This is a genomic window from Streptomyces liliifuscus (genome assembly GCF_016598615.1).
Classification (GTDB): Bacteria; Actinomycetota; Actinomycetes; order Streptomycetales; family Streptomycetaceae; genus Streptomyces; species Streptomyces liliifuscus.
The window spans coordinates 3,100,878-3,118,894 of the sequence record NZ_CP066831.1; the positions used below are offsets into that span (position 1 = coordinate 3,100,878).

An 18,017-nucleotide genomic window follows, 5' to 3' on the forward strand; every position below is an offset into this window, starting at 1 on the left:
AGTCGGTGGCATGGATGAAACTCAGTGTCACAGATGCCACCAAGACTCTCTCCTGCGATCCAGGGTCGGTCAAGGGGTACGATCACGGGGTGAGTGGAGCGGCGCGTACGAACACGCGAGACATCGCCAGGGCGGCCGTTCGGGCCGAACTGGCCCAGGTGGCCTTCGAGTTGTTCCGTCAGGAGGGCTTCGCCAAGGTCACCCTCGACGACCTGGCGGCGGCTGCCGGGGTGTCCCGCAGCACGTTCCTGCGCTACTTCGGCACCAAGGAGGACGCGGTCCTCGGCGCCTTCAACGCCCACGGCACCCAGGTCGCCGACGCCCTACGGGCCCGCCCCGCCGACGAGGACGACTGGACGGCCCTGCGCCGGGCACTGGACACGGTCGTCGAGCGCTACCGTCTGGACCCGGCGGGCTCCCTGGCGATGACACGCCTCGTGCAGGACACCCCCGCCCTGTGCGCCCGCCAACTGGAGAAGCAGCACGGCTGGCGCCCCGCCCTGGTCGAGGCCCTGGCCGAGCGCGACGACTCCGCAGCCTCCACAACGCTGAGCCGATCCGTACGAGCCGCCGCCGCCCTGGACTGTCTGAACGTCGCCCTCGACCACTGGACCGCATCCAACGGCCACCTGGACCTGGTCGACCTCCTGGACGAGGCCTTCACGGCACTCGCACCACACTGATTCAGCCGGTTCAGGCACCCTTCGAGACGGGCTCCAGAATCGCCACGCACTCCACGTGATGAGTCACCGGAAACGTGTACGACTCCATGCCGCCAAAGAAGTCGCAGGTCAAACCATGCTTCTAGCTTCTCCGCAGTGAAATTCCGGGGCTGGAGCGTCACGCGAGTCTGCCGCATCCCAGAGGGTGAGACCCGAGCACCAAAGCTGGCACGAGATCGCGTTTCGCGATCTCCAGGCTGACGTCCGAGGACGCAACGAGGTCGAGGCGTTCGGCGGGATCGCCAACACCTTTGTGAGCCAACGCAGTACACCGACATGCTCCGTGCCCCCGCCACGCTCCAGTCGGCGCACATTGAACTGGCGACAGCACAATTCGTGGCGCCCTCCAGCTTCGTCGGACATGCCGTCGGGCGTGGTCGAGAACCGGCACCCAGCGCGGCGCCAGGATCTTGGATGCCACGGATAACATCACCAATCTGCGCAACCGGCGCCGCTTTTCACGGGGTCCCGGCCAGTACGGTTCGCTTGCCAGATACCAGAAGCCCGCCCCCTGGGGGACGACCCGGCCTTTTCGGCCGACAAGTCGACGTGGATCGAGCCGGGATCACGTGCGGCCGGGTGTAGTCGTAGATCCAGCAGTCTTGTGGGGACCCGCCGGCACCGGACGAGTTCGGCCAGTGGCACGGCGCTCCAGCCACGGCGTTCGGGCGGCACCGGCCGGAATGAGGGCTCGACTTCGGTCGATTTCGGACTCGAAGGCGAGCTCGGGCTCCCCAGGGCAAAGCGGGCCCATGCTGGACGTCGATCTGCACGCCCAGGTAAGTGACACCAGCCACCCACTCGAGGAGAAGCAGTGTGCCGAACAGGTGTCGAGCCACGTGTCCACCGTCCCTGCATCAAACTGTCCCGGTTCCAGGGGGTTGCGGGCACTGCCCAGACGTCCTCAGCAAGCCAGACCGGCACGACGATCGGCTGGGCGACGTAAAGTACGGACTCCGCTACGCACCCGGTAGCGACCGCTGCGCACCTCCAGATGAGACGGGAGCGAGTGCAGTGTCCTGCGTCTGATCCCGAACCACCCTGTCAACTCAGCCGCCGTTGTGGGTACCCAGAGGGTCCATCTCTCTGTCGAGAACGCGCACGTCGGTGGCGCCCAGACCAGAGGCCTCCGCAGACGATCCCGGAGAGGCCCTGGAGCAGGCCGCTGAAGAGATTGCCCGTGTAGTTCCTGGTCCGGTCGACAGCGTGGTGCACCAGCCCTGGCAGAGCCGCGAAACAGCGCGCCCGAGTGCGCTACGACCTCCGCCGTCGCCGCGTTGCCCTACGGTTCCGGCACATCGTCCGCCTCGATCGGCGCGCCCATTCCCCGTCATCGGTGTCGAAGGTCGAACGTGGGCCGACGGAAGCGGCCTGGAATCGGATCCAGCAGCCGGTGGCGCGACGGGCTCCTCGATCAGTCCAGGACGGTACTCGCGTCATTCCTTCGGTACGTGGACGGATGCCTGCCGCTGCTATGCGTGTCATCACCGACTGGCAGTGCGCCATCCGTCACTATTGCGACAACGTCTCGCATGCTCGATGAACTAGGCACTAGCGGGCGATGAAGCTGCCCGATGTGATACATCGCCGCCGCGTCACTGCCCGCGCTTCAGGTCACCGCGCCAAGTGACGCCAATTCGGAGAAAGGTCACCCGGTCGCTCGTAGAAGTCCGAACGGTGAACCACTCCGGCTCGCCCCGCATTCAGCACCGTAACCGGAGTTGACCGTGATCGAAGACGCCGCGCCCACTACCGTAGCGCTGCCTGATCTCGTACGCGAGGTCGTCACCCCTGCTGTGGCAGCCGAAATCCTTGAGAAGACCCGCTTGCACAGCTGCAACCCACGCAAGCTGGATTCCTCTCACGCCCGGCGGCTCGCCCGTGACATGTGCAGCGGTAGCTGGGACGACTACAACCCCGACGTCCTGTCTCTGTGCAGTCATGGAGCCGCAATCCAGGGACAGCACCGCCTCGAAGCGGTAATCATCAGCAAGACGCCCCGCAGCTTCCTTGTCGCCCGGAACGTGCCACATGGTGCGGCAACAACGATGGACTGCGGCAAGGCTCGATCGGCTGCGACCGCGCTGTCCCTGGTGGGCGTCGATGGGCATCGCAAGGACATCTCTTCGACCATCCGGCTGCTGCAGAATTACGACGTCGAACGCAACAAGGTTGCCTGGCCCGCATGGCGGTCGGTCGTCTACACCAATGCAGAGATCGTACGGTTCTTCCGGTCCAAGTATTCCGACCTGCCGGACTTCCTGCCGCTGATGACCGCTCTGAAGAGCGGCGTGTACTCCGCCCCCGCAGCGTCACTGGCATGCGCGTACCTGGTCCATCGGGACAGCGGGAGCACCTCGCACGCGGACGACTTCTTCCAGGGCCTGGCCTCCGGAGCCCACCTGGACACAACCGACCCTAGGTGGATCACTCGCCGGTACTTCCACAGCCCAGCCCGGCCACGACGCGGCAACATCACCAGCGCCCTCCACCTGGGACTGCTCCTGAAGACGTGGAACCTATGGGCCACCGGTCAGAGCTGGGAGATCGCCAACTTCCGTGCGACGCAGCGCATGCCCGACATCGTCAACGCGCCATGTCCTGCACAAGCGCAGCAAGCCTTCAGAAATCCGAGCAAGGACGGACCCTCCATTCCACGCCGCCGAGCTACAGACCGAGCCGCCGTTCCTGGGCAGACGATGGGCATCATGCACCTGCCCATGGAAGAGTGCTTCCCCGTATGAGAGGCGCATCCAGCACACGGCGACGGCGTTTGGCCGCTCGCCCTGCACGACGCGTTCAAAAGGCACTGCTGGGCACCAAGGCTTTGACGGGCGGACACGCAACGCCAGGCCCCACCGACCTTCGGACATGGTTGTCGGCTCGGACATCGACGTGGACGTACCAAAGGAGCCCTTGGCTCTGCCCCCTAGGGCCGACCGGCATGCTTGGTCGCCTCCTGCGGCGAGACCACCGCGGAGTGTCGCTGCGACCAGCGGCTGGGACGGGCTGCTGTCACGGCGTTACCGGTGCAGCGGGCCTCGCTGCGAGGAGTGATTTCGCGTGATGCCGCTCCATGCCGAGCACGGCGGGACGCCGGTGGAACCCGACACGCATCGAACCAGGCAAGAAAACGCTTGCGCAAGCAGAACGTCCTTCGACAGGGCTGACGGCAAGCCGCGGTCGTCCGTCTTCGGCGTAGCGCCGAATCATTGAGCGAATGGTCACACCCGCGGCGCCTAGTTGCGCCACTCGGTTTCACCTGGTCACGCCACGACATCGATTCACGTCACAGAAATTGATCTCGGGTGGTGCGACTGATCATATAAAGGTGGGAGCCCTCCTACCAAGGGCTCCCACCACCTTCCCGTGTCCTCTGAAAGGTGAAACACGGTCATGAGTCACCCTTCCAGATCCGGAACAACTTCACGCTGGCGCAGGACCCCTGGTGATGCCGTCCCTCAATCGGACGCAACTTCACCGCTCTGCAATGCCCCTTCGCACCCGAAGCCTCCCGAGAGCGCCCCCATCACGGCAGCCCGGCACAATTCATTGTTCAAACAGCGCACCCTCCTCGTGTTGTGCGCCGCGGTCACTCTTGCCAACAGCGTGGGCTACATCGTGGCGTCCGCAGGCGACGATCCACTGGCCGGGCTAGCCGCAGGAGTCTGCGCATTCGGTGGAACCATCGGATTCTTCCATGAACATACAGACTGACATCACCGGCCACTGAATACCGGTCCTTGTCGAGCTGACGGTGCACCGCCCGCCTCGCCGTCAACCGTGCCCCATTCTCGATCCAGAAGAGGAAGCCGAGCCGTCGGCAAAGGCGGGCATTAATCACCGCACTTGGCTCACTTCCCACAAAACAAGGTCACCTGCTCCGGCAACGTGATCCCACTCCTGACTACGCAAACAAGAAACGTCGCTACGAAAAACGCCACCCAATCGCCCCAGTCTCGGATCCATCGGAGTCTGACATGAACGACGAGAGCACGTCTTCCTCTGCACCACTCCCCTTGCCGGTGCGTGAGATCGTCACCCCTGCTGCGGCAGCCGAAATCCTTGAGAAGACCCGCTTGCACGGCTGCAACCCACGCAAGCTGGATTCCTCTCACGCCCGGCGGCTCGCCCGTGACATGTCCAACGGTAGCTGGGACGACTACAACCCCGACGTCCTGTCTCTGTGCAGTCATGGAGCCGCAATCCAGGGACAGCACCGCCTCGAAGCGGTAATCATCAGCAAGACGCCCCGCAGCTTCCTTGTCGCCCGGGACCTGCCGCACCAGACAGCCACCACTATGGACTGCGGCAAGGCGCGCTCCGCCGCCACAGCGCTGTCCCTGGTGGGCGTCGAGCGACACCGCAAGGACATCTCATCGACCGTCCGGCTGCTGCGGCTCTACGACGCCGAACGCAACAAGGTTGCCTGGCCCGCATGGCGGTCGGTCGTCTACACCAATGCAGAGATCGTAAGATTCTTCCAGTCGGAGTACCTCGACCTGCCGGACTTCCTGCCACTGATGGCCGCCCTGAAGAGCGGCGTGTACTCCGCCCCTGCAGCCTCACTGGCATGCGCGTACCTGGTCCACCGGGACGGCGAGAGCACCTCGCACGCGGACGACTTCTTCCAGGGCCTGGTCTCAGGAGCCCACCTGGACACAGCCGACCCCAGATGGGTTGTCCGCCGATACTTTCAGAATCCGGTCCGGCCACGACGCGGCAACACTGTCAGCTCACTTCAGCTGGGGCTACTGCTCAAGACCTGGAATCTATGGGTCTCTGGCGGGGCCTGGGAGATGGCGTACTTCCGACCCAACGAGCGTATGCCCGAAGTCGTCCGCGCTGGCTCGGCACGCAGATTCACTGAGATGCAGCACGAATCAGCCGACCCGGACAATAACAAGATGTCCTTGTCACCACGCACTGCACGCCAGGCCCGTGTGCCCGACCAGAACATCAACACGGCTCAGGTACGCTCCTGAACCATCCGTGCCGGGCTTCCTCGTGGCCGAGTTGGCGCAGCGTCAGGGCTACAAGGCGGCAGTCGCCACCAGTAACCAGGCGACTTCCTCGCCGCGGCCATCAGCCGTTCGGACGCCCCGGAAGCGTCGCCAGGACGCCACTGGCAACGACCTCACGCAGGGCAGCCGACATCCCGCCGTCGCTGGCCTTCAGAAACCGCCGAAGGCCAGTCGATTTCGATTCCCGCGGAGTGGGCATGCCCTGAGGATCCTGGTCGCCATGGTCCGCCGCCTACACGCCCTACAGGCACGCCTGAAGTCCACCGCCGCTGGGAGTTGGCGGCTGACTGGCTCTTGATCGGACCGGCGTCGGAGTCGTGGCGGCAGCCTGAACAGCCTTCGCCAAGGTGCGAGCCGCTGGGCGGCCGGTCCGTGAGGTCTGTGGTGAAGACGCGCAGTCGCCGCCTGATGGAGTGTTCGCCGGAGGGCGAGCGAGGCGTCTTCCCTCGTTCAAGCTTCGCCGCGTCCCTCCTCGCGGTCCATGTCCACAGCCCTCGACGGCGAGCCGTACGACTCCAGACCGTGCTCCCCGGCCTTCGCAAGAGTCACGGCGCATGTCCCGTCATCAGAATCGGCCGCATCGCGATCACTCGGCCGTTCTCGACGGTCGGTCAGCGACAACAACACCTCCGGAAGTCGGCATCAGTCGCGCACCCCGCCGTTGCTTCGACCTCGCCTTGCTGTCCGTCTACACGGCCTTCCCATCTATGTGTGCGAGACTCACCAGGGCCTGCAGAGAGCCGTCTCCCACACAGGCGCAGTCCAGCCAAGCCGTCGCCGTTTCCCCGGGCTTTAGCCAGCCTCGGACACCCGAGTCATCGCCTCGCTCAGCGATGCGCCGTACAAAGAGTTCGACTCCTCGGGCGTTCCCGGCCCTGTCACAGACCAGCACCACGCTGCGGCGTCGACGTAGCCGGCCAAAGCGTCTCCCTCCAGCAGCAGGGCGGACTCATCGTGCTCGCCCATGCCTTGGGCGATCCAGGCTGCCCGCGCCAATTCGCGTCGCCTCTACGGCCACCGCTTTCAGCGCACCGACACCGCTTCGCCCGGCTCGCCGCATTGCTCCACGGTTTCGCCGAGCAGACTCCCGTGCTCGGGGGCTTCCTCGATACAGGACGCGGTCGGTCATTCGTTCGGCTCGGTCGCCATCCCTTTGAGTACCCAGGGGAGGCCGACTGGGCCATTGCCTTGCCGCCGTCGGCATCGACTGCCTGTGTGGCAAGGCATTTCACCCTGTCCTGGTCACCTGCCCACCGCGGAGCCCCGCCCGCAGAAACAGGGTCTCCATGCCATCTGTCTCCCCGCCTGCCGAAGGTTGCGCCCCGCTCTCGCGGTGTCCCGCCGGTGCCCAGCCTGCGTTCGCTCAGCCTCGCAAACCCGACGTGCCAGCCTCGGCGGCTGTCTACTGTCGATGCTGACGCGCACTCCAGTCCGACAGGCCCCGAATTCCGGAAGTCCCCATATGGGATCAGAAATGCCATACCTATGTCATGGCCGACGACACAGCCTTCTTCCCCGGCGATGGACCCAGCAGCGGCATCTTCGTCACCCTCACCGCCGACATGCGAAACCTCATCCGTCCCCCATCGCACGACGTCGAACGTCAGGAAACGGGGAACCAGGTCGAGAGGTGCTTGGCGATGACCGGTACATCGATGGTGTCCTGCGCCACTTCCTCGACGAACAGGCCGGCAACAGAGACGGGCGGCGGGACGGTACTGGCGCTGATGCCGTTGAACCGCAGGAAGACGCGCATGGCGAGCCAGGCGGCTCACTTGTTGTCGTCAATCAGCGCGTGATTGCGAGCGACGGAGTGCAGTAGCGCCGCAGCCTTCTCGTGCAGCGTGGGATACAACTCAGCTCCGAACACGTTCGTCCGGGGTCGCTCGATCGCCGACACCAGAAGTCCCATGTCACGCACGCTGTGCTCGCTGCCGTTGACTGTGCGGGCCATGGCCAGGATCTCGTCGATCTAGATATAGCGCACCTCGGTCACTTCAGGTAGTCCAGGATCTCCGCATCGCTGTTCATGAGCTCGGCCAGCACGTCATCGACCTTCAGTTCAGCTCGATTCTGAGCGTCACGGATGGCCTCAATGGCAAGTTCCTGCTTGCTGCGGCCCTCCCGACGAGCCCGTTCGGTGAGCTTTGCGTCTGGACGAGTCGCCGATGCAAGCGCCTCGCTCACGAATTCGCAGGTCAGAGAGCACTCAAAATCGATCCGTCCACTCGAGCCGCTGCCCGGAGGGAAACACGTCGAGCAACCCACCCGAACCATAAAACCTCAGGTCAGATACCTTTGCCCACGGGCTCCAGAATCGCCACGCACTCCACGTGATGCGTCATCGGGAACAGATCGAACGCCCGCAGCGTCCGCACCCGGTATCCGCCCTCCCGGAAGTACGCCAGGTCCCGCGCCAGCGCGGCCGGATCGCAGGCGACGTACGCGATCTTGCGGGCGCCCAGGGAGGCCAAGTGCTGGACCGTCTTCTTGCCGGCGCCGGCGCGGGGCGGGTCGAGGACGATGAGGTCGACCTCGGTGATGCCGGTGCGCGGGAGGACCGTCTCGACCTTGCCCTGTTCGATGCGGACGCGGTCGAACGCGGCGAGGTTGTGCTTGGCGTCCTCCACCGCGCGCTTGCCGGACTCGATGCCGAGGACCGCGCCCTTGTCGCCGAGGCGGTCGGCCAGCGCGCCGGCGAAGAGGCCGACGCCGCAGTAGAGGTCGAGGGCCATGTCGCCCTTGCGCGGGAGCAGGCCCTGCATGACGGCCTTGACCAGGGTGTCGGCCGCCATCGGGTGGACCTGCCAGAAGCCGCCGCTGCCGACCCGGTGCGTACGGCCGTCGGCGCGCTCGCGGACGAAGGCGCGGCCGTGGACGCGGTGGATACCGCCGTCGTGCTCCTCGACGCGCATCACGGAGACGGGCTTGTCGAGTTCGACCAGGGGCAGGCGGGCGCCGGGCCGCGGTTCGAGGATCACCATGCGGTCCTGCGAACCGGTCGCCGCGATCGCCTCGACCGACTCCATGCCGGACCAGTCGCGCTCCTCGATGCCCAGCTCGGAGACCCCGGGCGCGGCGATCATGCAGTGCTCGATCGGCTCGACCTCGTGCGAACGGTGGCGGCGCAGACCGGCGTTGCCGTCCTCGTCGACCGCGTACTGCACGCGCGTACGCCAGGCGGGGACCTCACCGGCGGGCAGCTTGTCGCCCTCGGCCGGCATCACCGTGCCGTCCCAGCCGGCCTCCTCCGGTGTGAGGCCCGCGAGCCGCTGGAGCTGCTCGGTGATGACCTCGCCCTTGAGCCGCCGCTGTGCGCCCGGCTTGGCGTGCTGCCAGTCGCAGCCACCGCAGCGGCCAGGACCGGCGTACGGACAGGGCGCCTCGACACGGTCCTTGGAGGCCTCCAGCACGGTCACCGCGTCCGCCCGCAGGAAGCGCGAGTCCTCCTCGCCGTCCGTCACCCGTGCGACGACCCGCTCCCCGGGCAGCGCGTGCCGCACGAAGAGGACCTGGCCGGCGTCCGTACGGGCGATGCAGTGCCCGCCGTGCGCGACGGGGCCGATCTCGACCTCGTACTCCTGACCCACGAGCGACCCCGCCGGCGATTTCTTCGGTTCTGCCTGCATGGCGGGGTGACTCCAGATGCGAAATGGGGAACGGCCGGACAACAGCCCACCAGTCTACGTGGACACCGCCCGGCCGCTCACCACGAGCCCGCAGGCCCCCTGCTCCCCGTTTCTCAGCTCTTCGGGGACGACGGCTCCTTCGGCCGGTCCTCGGCAGGCCCGCGCCGCACGGAACCCGGCGCGTTCCAGTCCTGCCGCTTGCGGGCCCGCTTCTTGGCCACCTCGGAGGACTCCAGCTGGTACGGCACGGACGTCACCATCACGCCCGGCGTGAACAGCAGCCGCCCCTTGAGCCGCAGCGCGCTCTGGTTGTGCAGCAGCTGCTCGTACCAGTGGCCGACCACGTACTCGGGGATGATCACCGACACCGCGTCGCGCGGGGACTCACGGCGCAGCCCCTTCACGTACTCGATGACCGGCCGCGTGATCTCGCGGTACGGCGAGTCGAGGACCTTCAGCGGTACGTCGATGCCGCGCCGCTCCCACTCCTCGCGCAGGGCCTTCGTCTCGGCCGGGTCGACGTTGACGCTGAGCGCCTCCAGGGTGTCGGAGCGCATCAGCTTGGCGTACGCGAGGGCGCGCAGCGTCGGCCGGTGGATCTTCGAGATGAGCACGACGGAGTGGACGCGGGAGGGGCGCACGCTGTCGTCGGACGGGCCCTCGGGCGCGGCGATCTCCTCGGCGACCCGGTCGTAGTGCTTCCGGATCGCGGACATCGTGGCGTAGAAGATCACCATGCCGAGCAGTGCGACCCAGGCGCCGTGCGTGAACTTGGTGACGAGGACGACGACCAGGACCAGGCCGGTGAAGAAGGCGCCGAACGCGTTGATCGCCCGGGAGCGGACCATGTGACGGCGCTTGGCCTGGTCCTTCTCGGTGGCCAGGTGGCGGTTCCAGTGCCGGACCATGCCGGTCTGGCTGAGCGTGAAGGACACGAACACGCCGACGATGTAGAGCTGGATGAGCCGCGTCGAGTCGGCGCCGTAGACCCAGACGAGCAGGATGGCCGCGCCGGCCAGCAGCACGATGCCGTTCGAGAAGGCGAGCCGGTCGCCGCGGGTGTGCAGCTGGCGCGGCAGGTAGCGGTCCTGCGCGAGGATCGAGCCGAGCAGCGGGAAGCCGTTGTACGCGGTGTTCGCGGCGAGGAAGAGCACGAGCGCGGTGGCCGCGGCGAGCACGATGAACAGGAAGCTGCCGTCGCCGAACACGGCCTCGGCGACCTGGGAGATCACCGGGTTCTGGACGTAGTCGGAGCCGACCTCGACGCCGTTCTTCAGCAGGTCGTGCGCGGGGTTCTCGGCCATGCGGACGTTGGTCGCCATGGCCAGGCCGATGATGCCGCAGAACATGGTGACGGCGAGCAGGCCCATGGCCGCGAGCGTGCTCGCCGCGTTCTTGGACTTGGGCTTGCGGAAGGCCGGGACGCCGTTGGAGATCGCCTCGACGCCCGTGAGCGCGGCACAGCCGGAGGAGAAGGCGCGCAGCAGCAGGAAGACGAGGGCGAAGCCCGCGAGCCCCTGGTGCTCGGCCTTGATCTCGAAGTCGGCGGTCGGCGCCTTCATGGTGTCGTCGAGGACGAACCCGCGGAAGGCACCCCACGCGATCATCAGGAAGACACCCACCACGAAGACGTACGTCGGGATCGCGAAGAGCTTCCCCGACTCCTTGACCCCGCGCAGGTTCATCAGCGTGAGCAGCACGATCACGGCGATCGCGCAGAGCACCTTGTGCTCGACGACGAACGGGATCGCGGAGCCGAGGTTCTCGATGCCGGACGAGATCGACACGGCGACGGTCAGGACGTAGTCGACGAGCAGCGCGCTGGCGACGGTGAGGCCGGCCTTGGGCCCGAGGTTGGTGTTGGCCACCTCGTAGTCGCCGCCGCCGCTGGGGTAGGCGTGCACGTTCTGCCGGTACGAGGCCACAACGGTGAACATCAGCACGACGACCGCGACCGCGATCCAGGGGCTGAAGTGGTAGGCCGACACGCCCGCGATGGAAAGGACGAGGAGCACTTCCCCGGGTGCGTACGCCACGGAGGAGAGCGGGTCGGAGGCGAAGACGGGGAGTGCGATGCGCTTCGGCAGGAGTGTCTCTCCGAGCCGGTCACTGCGCAGTGCGCGCCCGATCAAGATCCGTTTGGGCACGTCGGTCAGTTTGGACACGCAGAGGATCGTAAGCGGTCGAACACGGCCACGCCCACCCTCCCCCGCCCTCGGTGTCGCCCGGAGGACACGGCGGCCGTCCTTCGTCTGCCCTCCGAGTGAAATCCCGTACGGGCCCGGTTGCGGATTCCGCCGCCGGGCGAAGCCGCATGCCTATATGAAAAAAGCCAAAACTTTGCCACCCCTTGCCACTTCATGGAGGTTCCATGCACGCCACCGCGGAACTCATCGGTGCCGCCGCCGGACTCGTAGGCCTCGGGATCCTCACTCTCGTCAGCGTGCGCAGCATCAGCCGCCGCTGATCGCCGGGATCCCGCGGGCGATCGTGCACGGGGGGTGCCCCCCGCGGACCGCGCGTGTGTAGCTTGGGCGTCGGTCTGAGACGCTGTCTTGGCGTATCAGCCTGAGCAGTAACTTTTCACACCGGAAGGACGGTCGTGCACATCGTCATCATGGGCTGCGGAAGAGTGGGTTCCGCTCTTGCCCAGACCCTGGAGCAACAGGGGCATACGGTCGCCGTGATCGACCAGGACCCCACCGCCTTCCGACGACTGGGCTCCGGGTTCGGCGGCCGTCGTGTCACCGGCATCGGCTTCGACCAGGACACCCTGCGCGAGGCGGGCATCGAGGACGCCGGTGCCTTCGCCGCCGTCTCCAGCGGTGACAACTCGAACATCATCGCCGCCCGGGTGGCCCGCGAGATGTTCGGCATCGAGAACGTCGCGGCGCGTATCTACGACCCCCGCCGTGCCGAGGTCTACCAGCGGCTGGGCATTCCGACGGTCGCCACCGTGCGCTGGACCGCCGACCAGATGCTGCGCCGGCTGCTGCCGTCGGGCGCCGAGCCGCTGTGGCGCGACCCCACGGGCGGGGTGCAGCTCGCCGAGGTGCACGCGTCGACGGCGTGGGTCGGCCAGCGGATCAGCCGGCTCCAGGAGGAGACCGGTGTGCGCGTGGCCTTCCTCACCCGGCTGGGCGAGGCGGTCCTGCCCACCTCGCAGACGGTGCTGCAGGAGGGCGACCTGGTGCACGTGATGATGCGTACGGACGACGTCGAGAAGGTCGAGGCGTCGTTCGCCGAGGGCCCCGAGGAAGAAGGCGGTCACTGATGAGGGTCGCCATTGCCGGTGCCGGTGCGGTGGGCCGCTCGATCGCGGGCGAGCTCCTGGAGAACGGGCACGAGGTCCTGCTGATCGACAAGGCGCCGACCGCCATCTCGGTCGAGCGCGTTCCGCAGGCGGAGTGGCTGCTCGCCGACGCCTGCGAGATCACTTCGCTGGACGAGGCCGCGCTGCAGCGGTGCAACGTGGTCATCGCGGCGACGGGCGACGACAAGGTGAACCTCGTCGTCTCGCTCCTCGCCAAGACGGAGTACGGGGTCCCGCGGGTCGTCGCCCGCGTCAACAACCCCAAGAACGAATGGCTGTTCAACGAGTCGTGGGGCGTGGACGTCGCCGTCTCGACCCCCCGTCTGATGTCGGCCCTGGTCGAGGAGGCGGTGAGCGTCGGCGACCTGGTCCGCCTGCTCCGCTTCAGCCACGGCGACGCCAACCTCGTCGAACTGACCCTGCCCCCGGAGTCGGCCCTCGCCGGCACCCAGGTCGGCGAAGTGGCCTGGCCCGAGGACACGTCCCTCGTCACGATCATCCGTGGCACGCGGGTCCTCACCCCCACCCGGGAGGACTCCCTGGAAGCGGGCGACGAACTCCTCTTCGTGGCGGCCCAGGCCCGCGAGGAACAACTGGAGGACCTGCTGTCGGTACGCCGCGAGGAGACGACGGGCTGACGGCCGACCGGATGTCCGGAGACAAGTGGAGGGGCGCTCGGAGTTTTCTCCGAGCGCCCCTCCACTTGTCAGCTTGTCCGGCGGCACCAACCAGCCCGTCCGGCGTTTGAGGACGAGGCCGTTCAGGCCGACAGCGGGGGTCTGAGGGTGCAGCCCCCAGCGGCCCACACAGGCACCGCGTACCTAGTCGGCGGACCGAGCAGCAGACTCCCGCTCCTTCTCCGCGCGCTCCTCCGCCTCCATCTCCGCAAACACATCGATCGGCGGCGGAGCCTTCGCCAGGAAGACCCATGTGAGCCAGACGGCGAGCAGGAAGGGCGGGATCTTCAGTGCGATCAGGACCCAGCCGAACTGGGTCGTGTCGGCCCACCAGTACAGCGGGAACAGGATCGCGCACTTGGCGAGCAGAATGAGCCCCCAGGCCCAACTGGCCTTCGCGTACGCCTTCTTGCGTCCCGGATTGCGCGTACGCCAGGAGAGGTTCTCCTTGAAGACCGGGCCGAGAATGAGCCCGATCAGCGGAACTCCCGCGAGCGTCGTGATGATGTAGGCGAGGGCGAGGCCGAGCGTGTAGAGCATGCCCGGCAGGTAGAAGTCCTTCGCGTTGCCCGTCATCATCGCGAAGACCACGCCGAAGGCCACACCGAAGACGCCGCTGAAGGCGTGCTTGACGGTGTCCTTCATGACGAGGCGGACCACGACCAGCAGGATCGAGACGCCCAGGGCCGCGATGGCCGCCGAGTGCAGATCCTTGTTGATCGTGAAGATCGTGACGAAGAGCAGGCCCGGCAGGACCGTCTCGATCATGCCCCGCAGACCGCCGAACGCCTCGAAGAGCGCGGCCTCGGTCACCGCCCGCGAATCCCGCTGGGCGTCTTCGGTCGGCTTGTCGAGCGACGTCACCGGCTACTCCCGTCCGAGGGGTCTGAGTTCGTATTTGGGGTTGAACAGCACCCGGCGGCCCCGGCTCATCGAGATCCGGCCCGATGCGATCAGCTTGCGCCCCGGTTCTATCCCCACTATGGAGCGCCTGCCGAGCCACACCACGTCCAGCGCGGCCGAACCGTCGAACAGCTCGGCCTCCAGGGCCGGGACACCGGCCCTCGGGCGCAGCGTGACCGTGCGCAAGGTACCAGTAACGGTGACCACCTGTCGGTCGCGGCAGTCACCGATACGCGTACAGCCCGCGGTCTCCGTGTCCTCGCGCAGCTCCTCCGACTCCAGGTCCTGCTGGGACGAGGAGAGCCGGTCGAGCATCCGCCGGAACCGGCCCGCCGGCTTTTCGGAACGAGGAACAGCGCTCATATCCGAAGCGTACCGGGGGGCGCTGACGTCTACGTACCCCTGGTGCCGCCGCTCGAACCGGCGTACGACCCGAACCTCGCTCACTTCTCGAACCGGTACCCCATACCCGGCTCCGTAATGAAGTGCCGGGGGTGCGCCGGGTCCGTCTCCAGCTTGCGGCGCAATTGGGCCATGTAGACCCGCAGATAGTTCGTCTCGGTGCCGTAGGAGGGGCCCCAGACCTCCTGGAGCAGCTGTTTCTGGCTGACCAGGCGGCCCGTGTTGCGCACCAGCACCTCCAGGAGGTGCCACTCGGTCGGGGTGAGGCGCACATCGCGGCCGTCCCGGTTGACCTTCTTGGCGGCCAGGTCGACGGTGAAGTCGTCGGTCTCGACGATCACGTCCTCCTCGTCGCCCCCGGTGGGCTCGGCGCGGCGGACGGCGGCCCTCAGACGGGCGAGCAGCTCGTCCATGCCGAAGGGCTTGGTCACATAGTCGTCGGCGCCCGCGTCGAGGGCCTCGACCTTCTCGTCGGAGGAGTGCCGGGCGGACAGCACCAGGATCGGCACCCGGGTCCAGCCGCGCAGCCCCTTGATCACCTCGACGCCGTCCATGTCGGGCAGGCCGAGGTCCAGCACGACGACGTCCGGGTGCCGGGCGGCCGCGAGCTGGAGCGCGGTGGCGCCGTCGGGGGCCGCGTCGACCTCGTACTTGCGTGCCTTGAGGTTGATCACGAGGGCTCGGGTGATCTGCGGCTCGTCGTCGACCACGAGGACGCGGGTCATGAAGCCTGCCTTTCCGGTTGTACGAGTGCTGTGACGTCCACGAGGGGTGTCGGGTGGGCGGGGGCCGCCCTGAGGGTGAGGACCATGGTGAGGCCGCCGCCGGGGGTGTCCTCGGCTTCGAGGGTGCCGCCCATGGCCTCGGCGAAGCCCCGGGCGACCGCGAGGCCGAGGCCCACTCCGGAGCCGCGCGGGGCGTCCCCGTACCGCTGGAAGGGCGCGAATATACGGTCCTTCGCCTCGTCCGGGACCCCGCGGCCGCGGTCCACCACGCGTACCTCCACGCGGTCCCCGAGGACGCTGGCGGCGACCAGGACCCGCTCGCCCGCGGGGCTGTACTTGACGGCGTTCTCGACGATGTTGGCGACCGAGCGCTCCAGCAGGCCCGGGTCGACGGCGACCATGGGCAGCGTCTCGGGGATCTCCAGCTCGACGCTGTCCTCCGGTACACCGCCGAGGGCCATCGGGACGACCTCGTCGAGGTCGATCTCACGGATCAGCGGGGTGACCGTGCCGGTCTGCAGGCGGGACATGTCGAGGAGGTTGCCGACCAGGTGGTCGAGCCGGTCGGCGCCCGCCTCGATGCCCTCCAGGAGTTCGGCCTCGTCCTCCTCGGACCAGGCCACGTCGTCGGACCTGAGGGACGACACGGCGGCCTTGATGGCGGCCAGCGGGGTGCGCAGGTCATGGCTGACGGCCGCCAGCAGCGCCGTACGGATGCGGTTGCCCTCGGCGAGTGCGCGGGCCTGCTCGGCCTCCTCCTGGAGGCGTTTGCGGTCCAGGACGACGACTGCCTGGGCGGCGAAGGCGGCGAGCACCCGGCGGTCCTCGGCGGGCAGGACCCGGCCCGAGAGGGCGAGCGCGGTGTGGTCGCCGACCGGCATGTCGACGTCCGCGTCCTCGGGGAGCGTCGGCGGGTGCGGGCCGACGCTGCCCGCGCAGGTCCACGGGTCCACGTCGCTCTCCCGCTCCAGCAGGGCCACCGACTCCATGCCGAAGGTCTCGCGGACCCGCTCCAGCAGGGCGTCCAGGCTGGTCTCGCCGCGCAGGACGCTGCCGGCCAGGAAGGAGAGGATCTCGGACTCGGCCCGCAGCCGGGCTGCCTGGTGGGTACGGCGGGCGGCCAGGTCCACCACGGAGGCGACCGACACCGCGACGCCCACGAAGATCACGATGGCGACGATGTTCTTGGGGTCGGCGATGGTCAACCGGTGCAGCGGCGGGGTGAAGTAGTAGTTCAGCAGCAGCGAGCCGAGGGCCGCCGAGGCGAGCGCCGGGAACAGCCCGCCGAGGAGGGCCGCCGCGACGATCAGCGTCAGGAAGAGCAGCATGTCGTTGGCGAGCCCGAGGTTCGAGGCGCCATGGGTCAGCAGCAGGGCGAGGAGGGCCGGGCCGACCACACCGACCAGCCAGCCCGCGACGATCCGGGACCGGCCGAGCCGCGATCCCCGGGCGGCCGGCAGTCCGCGCCCCTTGCCGACCGCGTCGTGCGTGACGATGTGCACGTCCAGGTCGGGCCCCGACTCCCGGGCGACCGTGGCTCCGACGCCCGGGCCGAGCACGTACTGCCAGGCCTTGCGCCGCGAGGAGCCCAGCACGATCTGGGAGGCGTTGACTCCGCGTGCGAACTCCAGCAGCGCGGACGGGATGTCGTCGCCGACGACGTGGTGGAAGGTGCCGCCGAGGTCCTCGGCGAGGGTGCGCTGGACGGCGAGCTCCTTGGGCGAGGCGGAGGTCAGTCCGTCGCTGCGGGAGATGTAGACGGCGAGCACCTCGCCGCCGGCCCCCTTCTCCGCCAGCCGGGCGGCTCGGCGGATCAGCGTACGGCCCTCGGGTCCGCCGGTCAGGCCCACGACGATGCGTTCGCGGGCCTGCCAGGTGGAGCGGATGCCGTGCTCGCCGCGGTACTGCTGGAGGTACTCGTCGACGCGGTCGGCGACCCAGAGGAGGGCCAGCTCGCGCAGGGCGGTGAGGTTGCCGGGGCGGAAGTAGTTGGAGAGGGCCGCGTCGACCTTGTCGGGCTTGTAGATGTTGCCGTGCGCCATCCGGCGGCGCAGCGCCTGGGGCGACATGTCGACCAGCTCGATCTGGTCGGCCCGGCGCACGACCTCGTCAGGGACGGTCTCGCGCTGCCGCACTCCCGTTATCGACTCGACGACGTCACCGAGCGACTCCAGGTGCTGGATGTTGACCGTCGAGACGACGTCGATCCCGGCGGCGAGGAGTTCCTCGACGTCCTGCCAGCGCTTGGCGTTCCGTGAGCCGGGGACATTCGTGTGGGCCAGTTCGTCCACCAGGGCGACGGCCGGGGCGCGCTCCAGGACGGCGTCGACGTCCATCTCGGTGAAGACGGTGTCCCGGTAGGGGATCTCCCGGCGGGGGATCCGCTCCAGACCGTGCAGCATGACCTCGGTGCGCGGCCGGTCGTAGTGCTCCACGAAGGCCACCACGCAGTCCGTGCCTCGCTCTACGCGGCGGTGCGCCTCGGACAGCATCGCGTACGTCTTGCCGACGCCCGGTGCCGCACCGAGGTAGATCCGAAGCTTGCCGCGTCCCATGGCCCCATTGTCTTCCCAAAACGCACTGCGTACGCTGCGTCGACCCTACGGCCAACAATCCTGACAA

At 67.7% G+C, this 18,017-nt stretch carries 12 protein-coding genes and 1 pseudogene; 5 read left to right on the forward strand and 8 right to left on the reverse strand.

The features are described from left to right. The first annotated feature begins 89 nt into the window (after positions 1-89). The 3 genes from JEQ17_RS13065 to JEQ17_RS13075 all read left to right on the forward strand — a co-directional run bounded on the left by JEQ17_RS13065 (position 90) and on the right by JEQ17_RS13075 (position 5,707). Entirely contained in the window at positions 90-683 is a 594-nt protein-coding gene (locus JEQ17_RS13065; RefSeq protein ID WP_234048186.1) for a TetR/AcrR family transcriptional regulator, read from the forward strand. A gap of 1,766 nt (positions 684-2,449) precedes the next feature. Beyond that, positions 2,450-3,466: a hypothetical protein gene (locus tag JEQ17_RS13070; protein ID WP_200395428.1), complete on the forward strand. Its 1,017-nt coding sequence runs from the start codon at positions 2,450-2,452 to the stop codon at positions 3,464-3,466. A 1,236-nt stretch (positions 3,467-4,702) separates the two neighbouring features. Then, the gene (locus tag JEQ17_RS13075; RefSeq protein WP_200395429.1) at positions 4,703-5,707 is read left to right on the forward strand and encodes a hypothetical protein; all 1,005 of its coding nucleotides are present in this window, start codon (positions 4,703-4,705) and stop codon (positions 5,705-5,707) included. A gap of 1,642 nt (positions 5,708-7,349) precedes the next feature. On the opposite strand, the pseudogene JEQ17_RS13080 reads toward JEQ17_RS13075, so the two are convergent. From JEQ17_RS13080 to JEQ17_RS13095, 4 genes and pseudogenes are all read right to left on the reverse strand, one after another. Then, positions 7,350-7,700: pseudogene (locus tag JEQ17_RS13080) on the reverse strand (type II toxin-antitoxin system death-on-curing family toxin). 38 nt (positions 7,701-7,738) lie between these two features. Beyond that, entirely contained in the window at positions 7,739-7,933 is a 195-nt protein-coding gene (locus JEQ17_RS13085; protein ID WP_200395430.1) for a hypothetical protein, read from the reverse strand. Positions 7,934-8,034: 101 nt separating this feature from the next. Continuing rightward, a complete protein-coding gene (locus tag JEQ17_RS13090; RefSeq protein WP_200395431.1) occupies positions 8,035-9,375 on the reverse strand; it encodes a class I SAM-dependent RNA methyltransferase in 1,341 nt (446 codons plus the stop codon). A gap of 113 nt (positions 9,376-9,488) precedes the next feature. Then, positions 9,489-11,540 carry an APC family permease gene (locus JEQ17_RS13095; protein WP_200395432.1) on the reverse strand — a complete coding sequence of 684 codons (2,052 nt, stop codon included), beginning with the start codon at positions 11,538-11,540 and terminating at the stop codon, positions 9,489-9,491. A gap of 437 nt (positions 11,541-11,977) precedes the next feature. Between JEQ17_RS13095 and JEQ17_RS13100 the strand changes: the two genes are divergently transcribed. Both JEQ17_RS13100 and JEQ17_RS13105 read left to right on the forward strand, forming a co-directional pair. Next, a complete protein-coding gene (locus tag JEQ17_RS13100; protein ID WP_055615461.1) occupies positions 11,978-12,649 on the forward strand; it encodes a potassium channel family protein in 672 nt (223 codons plus the stop codon). Next, positions 12,649-13,326 (forward strand): potassium channel family protein, encoded by a 678-nt coding sequence (locus JEQ17_RS13105; protein WP_143638222.1) that lies wholly within the window; start codon positions 12,649-12,651, stop codon positions 13,324-13,326. The genes JEQ17_RS13100 and JEQ17_RS13105 overlap by 1 nt, the downstream gene beginning before the upstream one ends. 183 nt (positions 13,327-13,509) lie before the next feature. Here JEQ17_RS13105 and JEQ17_RS13110 read toward each other — a convergent pair whose 3' ends face one another. The 4 genes from JEQ17_RS13110 to JEQ17_RS13125 form a co-directional block, all read right to left on the reverse strand. Next, the gene (locus JEQ17_RS13110) at positions 13,510-14,229 is read right to left on the reverse strand and encodes a DUF3159 domain-containing protein (protein ID WP_200395433.1); all 720 of its coding nucleotides are present in this window, start codon (positions 14,227-14,229) and stop codon (positions 13,510-13,512) included. 3 nt (positions 14,230-14,232) lie between these two features. Beyond that, the gene (locus tag JEQ17_RS13115) at positions 14,233-14,631 is read right to left on the reverse strand and encodes an OB-fold nucleic acid binding domain-containing protein (protein WP_200395434.1); all 399 of its coding nucleotides are present in this window, start codon (positions 14,629-14,631) and stop codon (positions 14,233-14,235) included. Positions 14,632-14,711: 80 nt separating this feature from the next. After that, a complete protein-coding gene (locus tag JEQ17_RS13120) occupies positions 14,712-15,395 on the reverse strand; it encodes a response regulator (RefSeq protein WP_200395435.1) in 684 nt (227 codons plus the stop codon). Continuing rightward, positions 15,392-17,950 carry a sensor histidine kinase gene (locus JEQ17_RS13125; RefSeq protein WP_200395436.1) on the reverse strand — a complete coding sequence of 853 codons (2,559 nt, stop codon included), beginning with the start codon at positions 17,948-17,950 and terminating at the stop codon, positions 15,392-15,394. Before JEQ17_RS13125 ends, JEQ17_RS13120 begins: the two co-directional genes overlap by 4 nt. Positions 17,951-18,017 lie beyond the last annotated feature (67 nt).

Coding starts and splice junctions, on each gene's coding strand:
- JEQ17_RS13075 (WP_200395429.1), top strand. CDS start 4,703: ATGAACGACGAGAGCACGTCTTCCTCTGCACCACTCCCCTTGCCGGTG.
- JEQ17_RS13090 (WP_200395431.1), bottom strand. CDS start 9,375: ATGCAGGCAGAACCGAAGAAATCGCCGGCGGGGTCGCTCGTGGGTCAG.
- JEQ17_RS13105 (WP_143638222.1), top strand. CDS start 12,649: ATGAGGGTCGCCATTGCCGGTGCCGGTGCGGTGGGCCGCTCGATCGCG.
- JEQ17_RS13115 (WP_200395434.1), bottom strand. CDS start 14,631: ATGAGCGCTGTTCCTCGTTCCGAAAAGCCGGCGGGCCGGTTCCGGCGG.
- JEQ17_RS13120 (WP_200395435.1), bottom strand. CDS start 15,395: ATGACCCGCGTCCTCGTGGTCGACGACGAGCCGCAGATCACCCGAGCC.
- JEQ17_RS13125 (WP_200395436.1), bottom strand. CDS start 17,950: ATGGGACGCGGCAAGCTTCGGATCTACCTCGGTGCGGCACCGGGCGTC.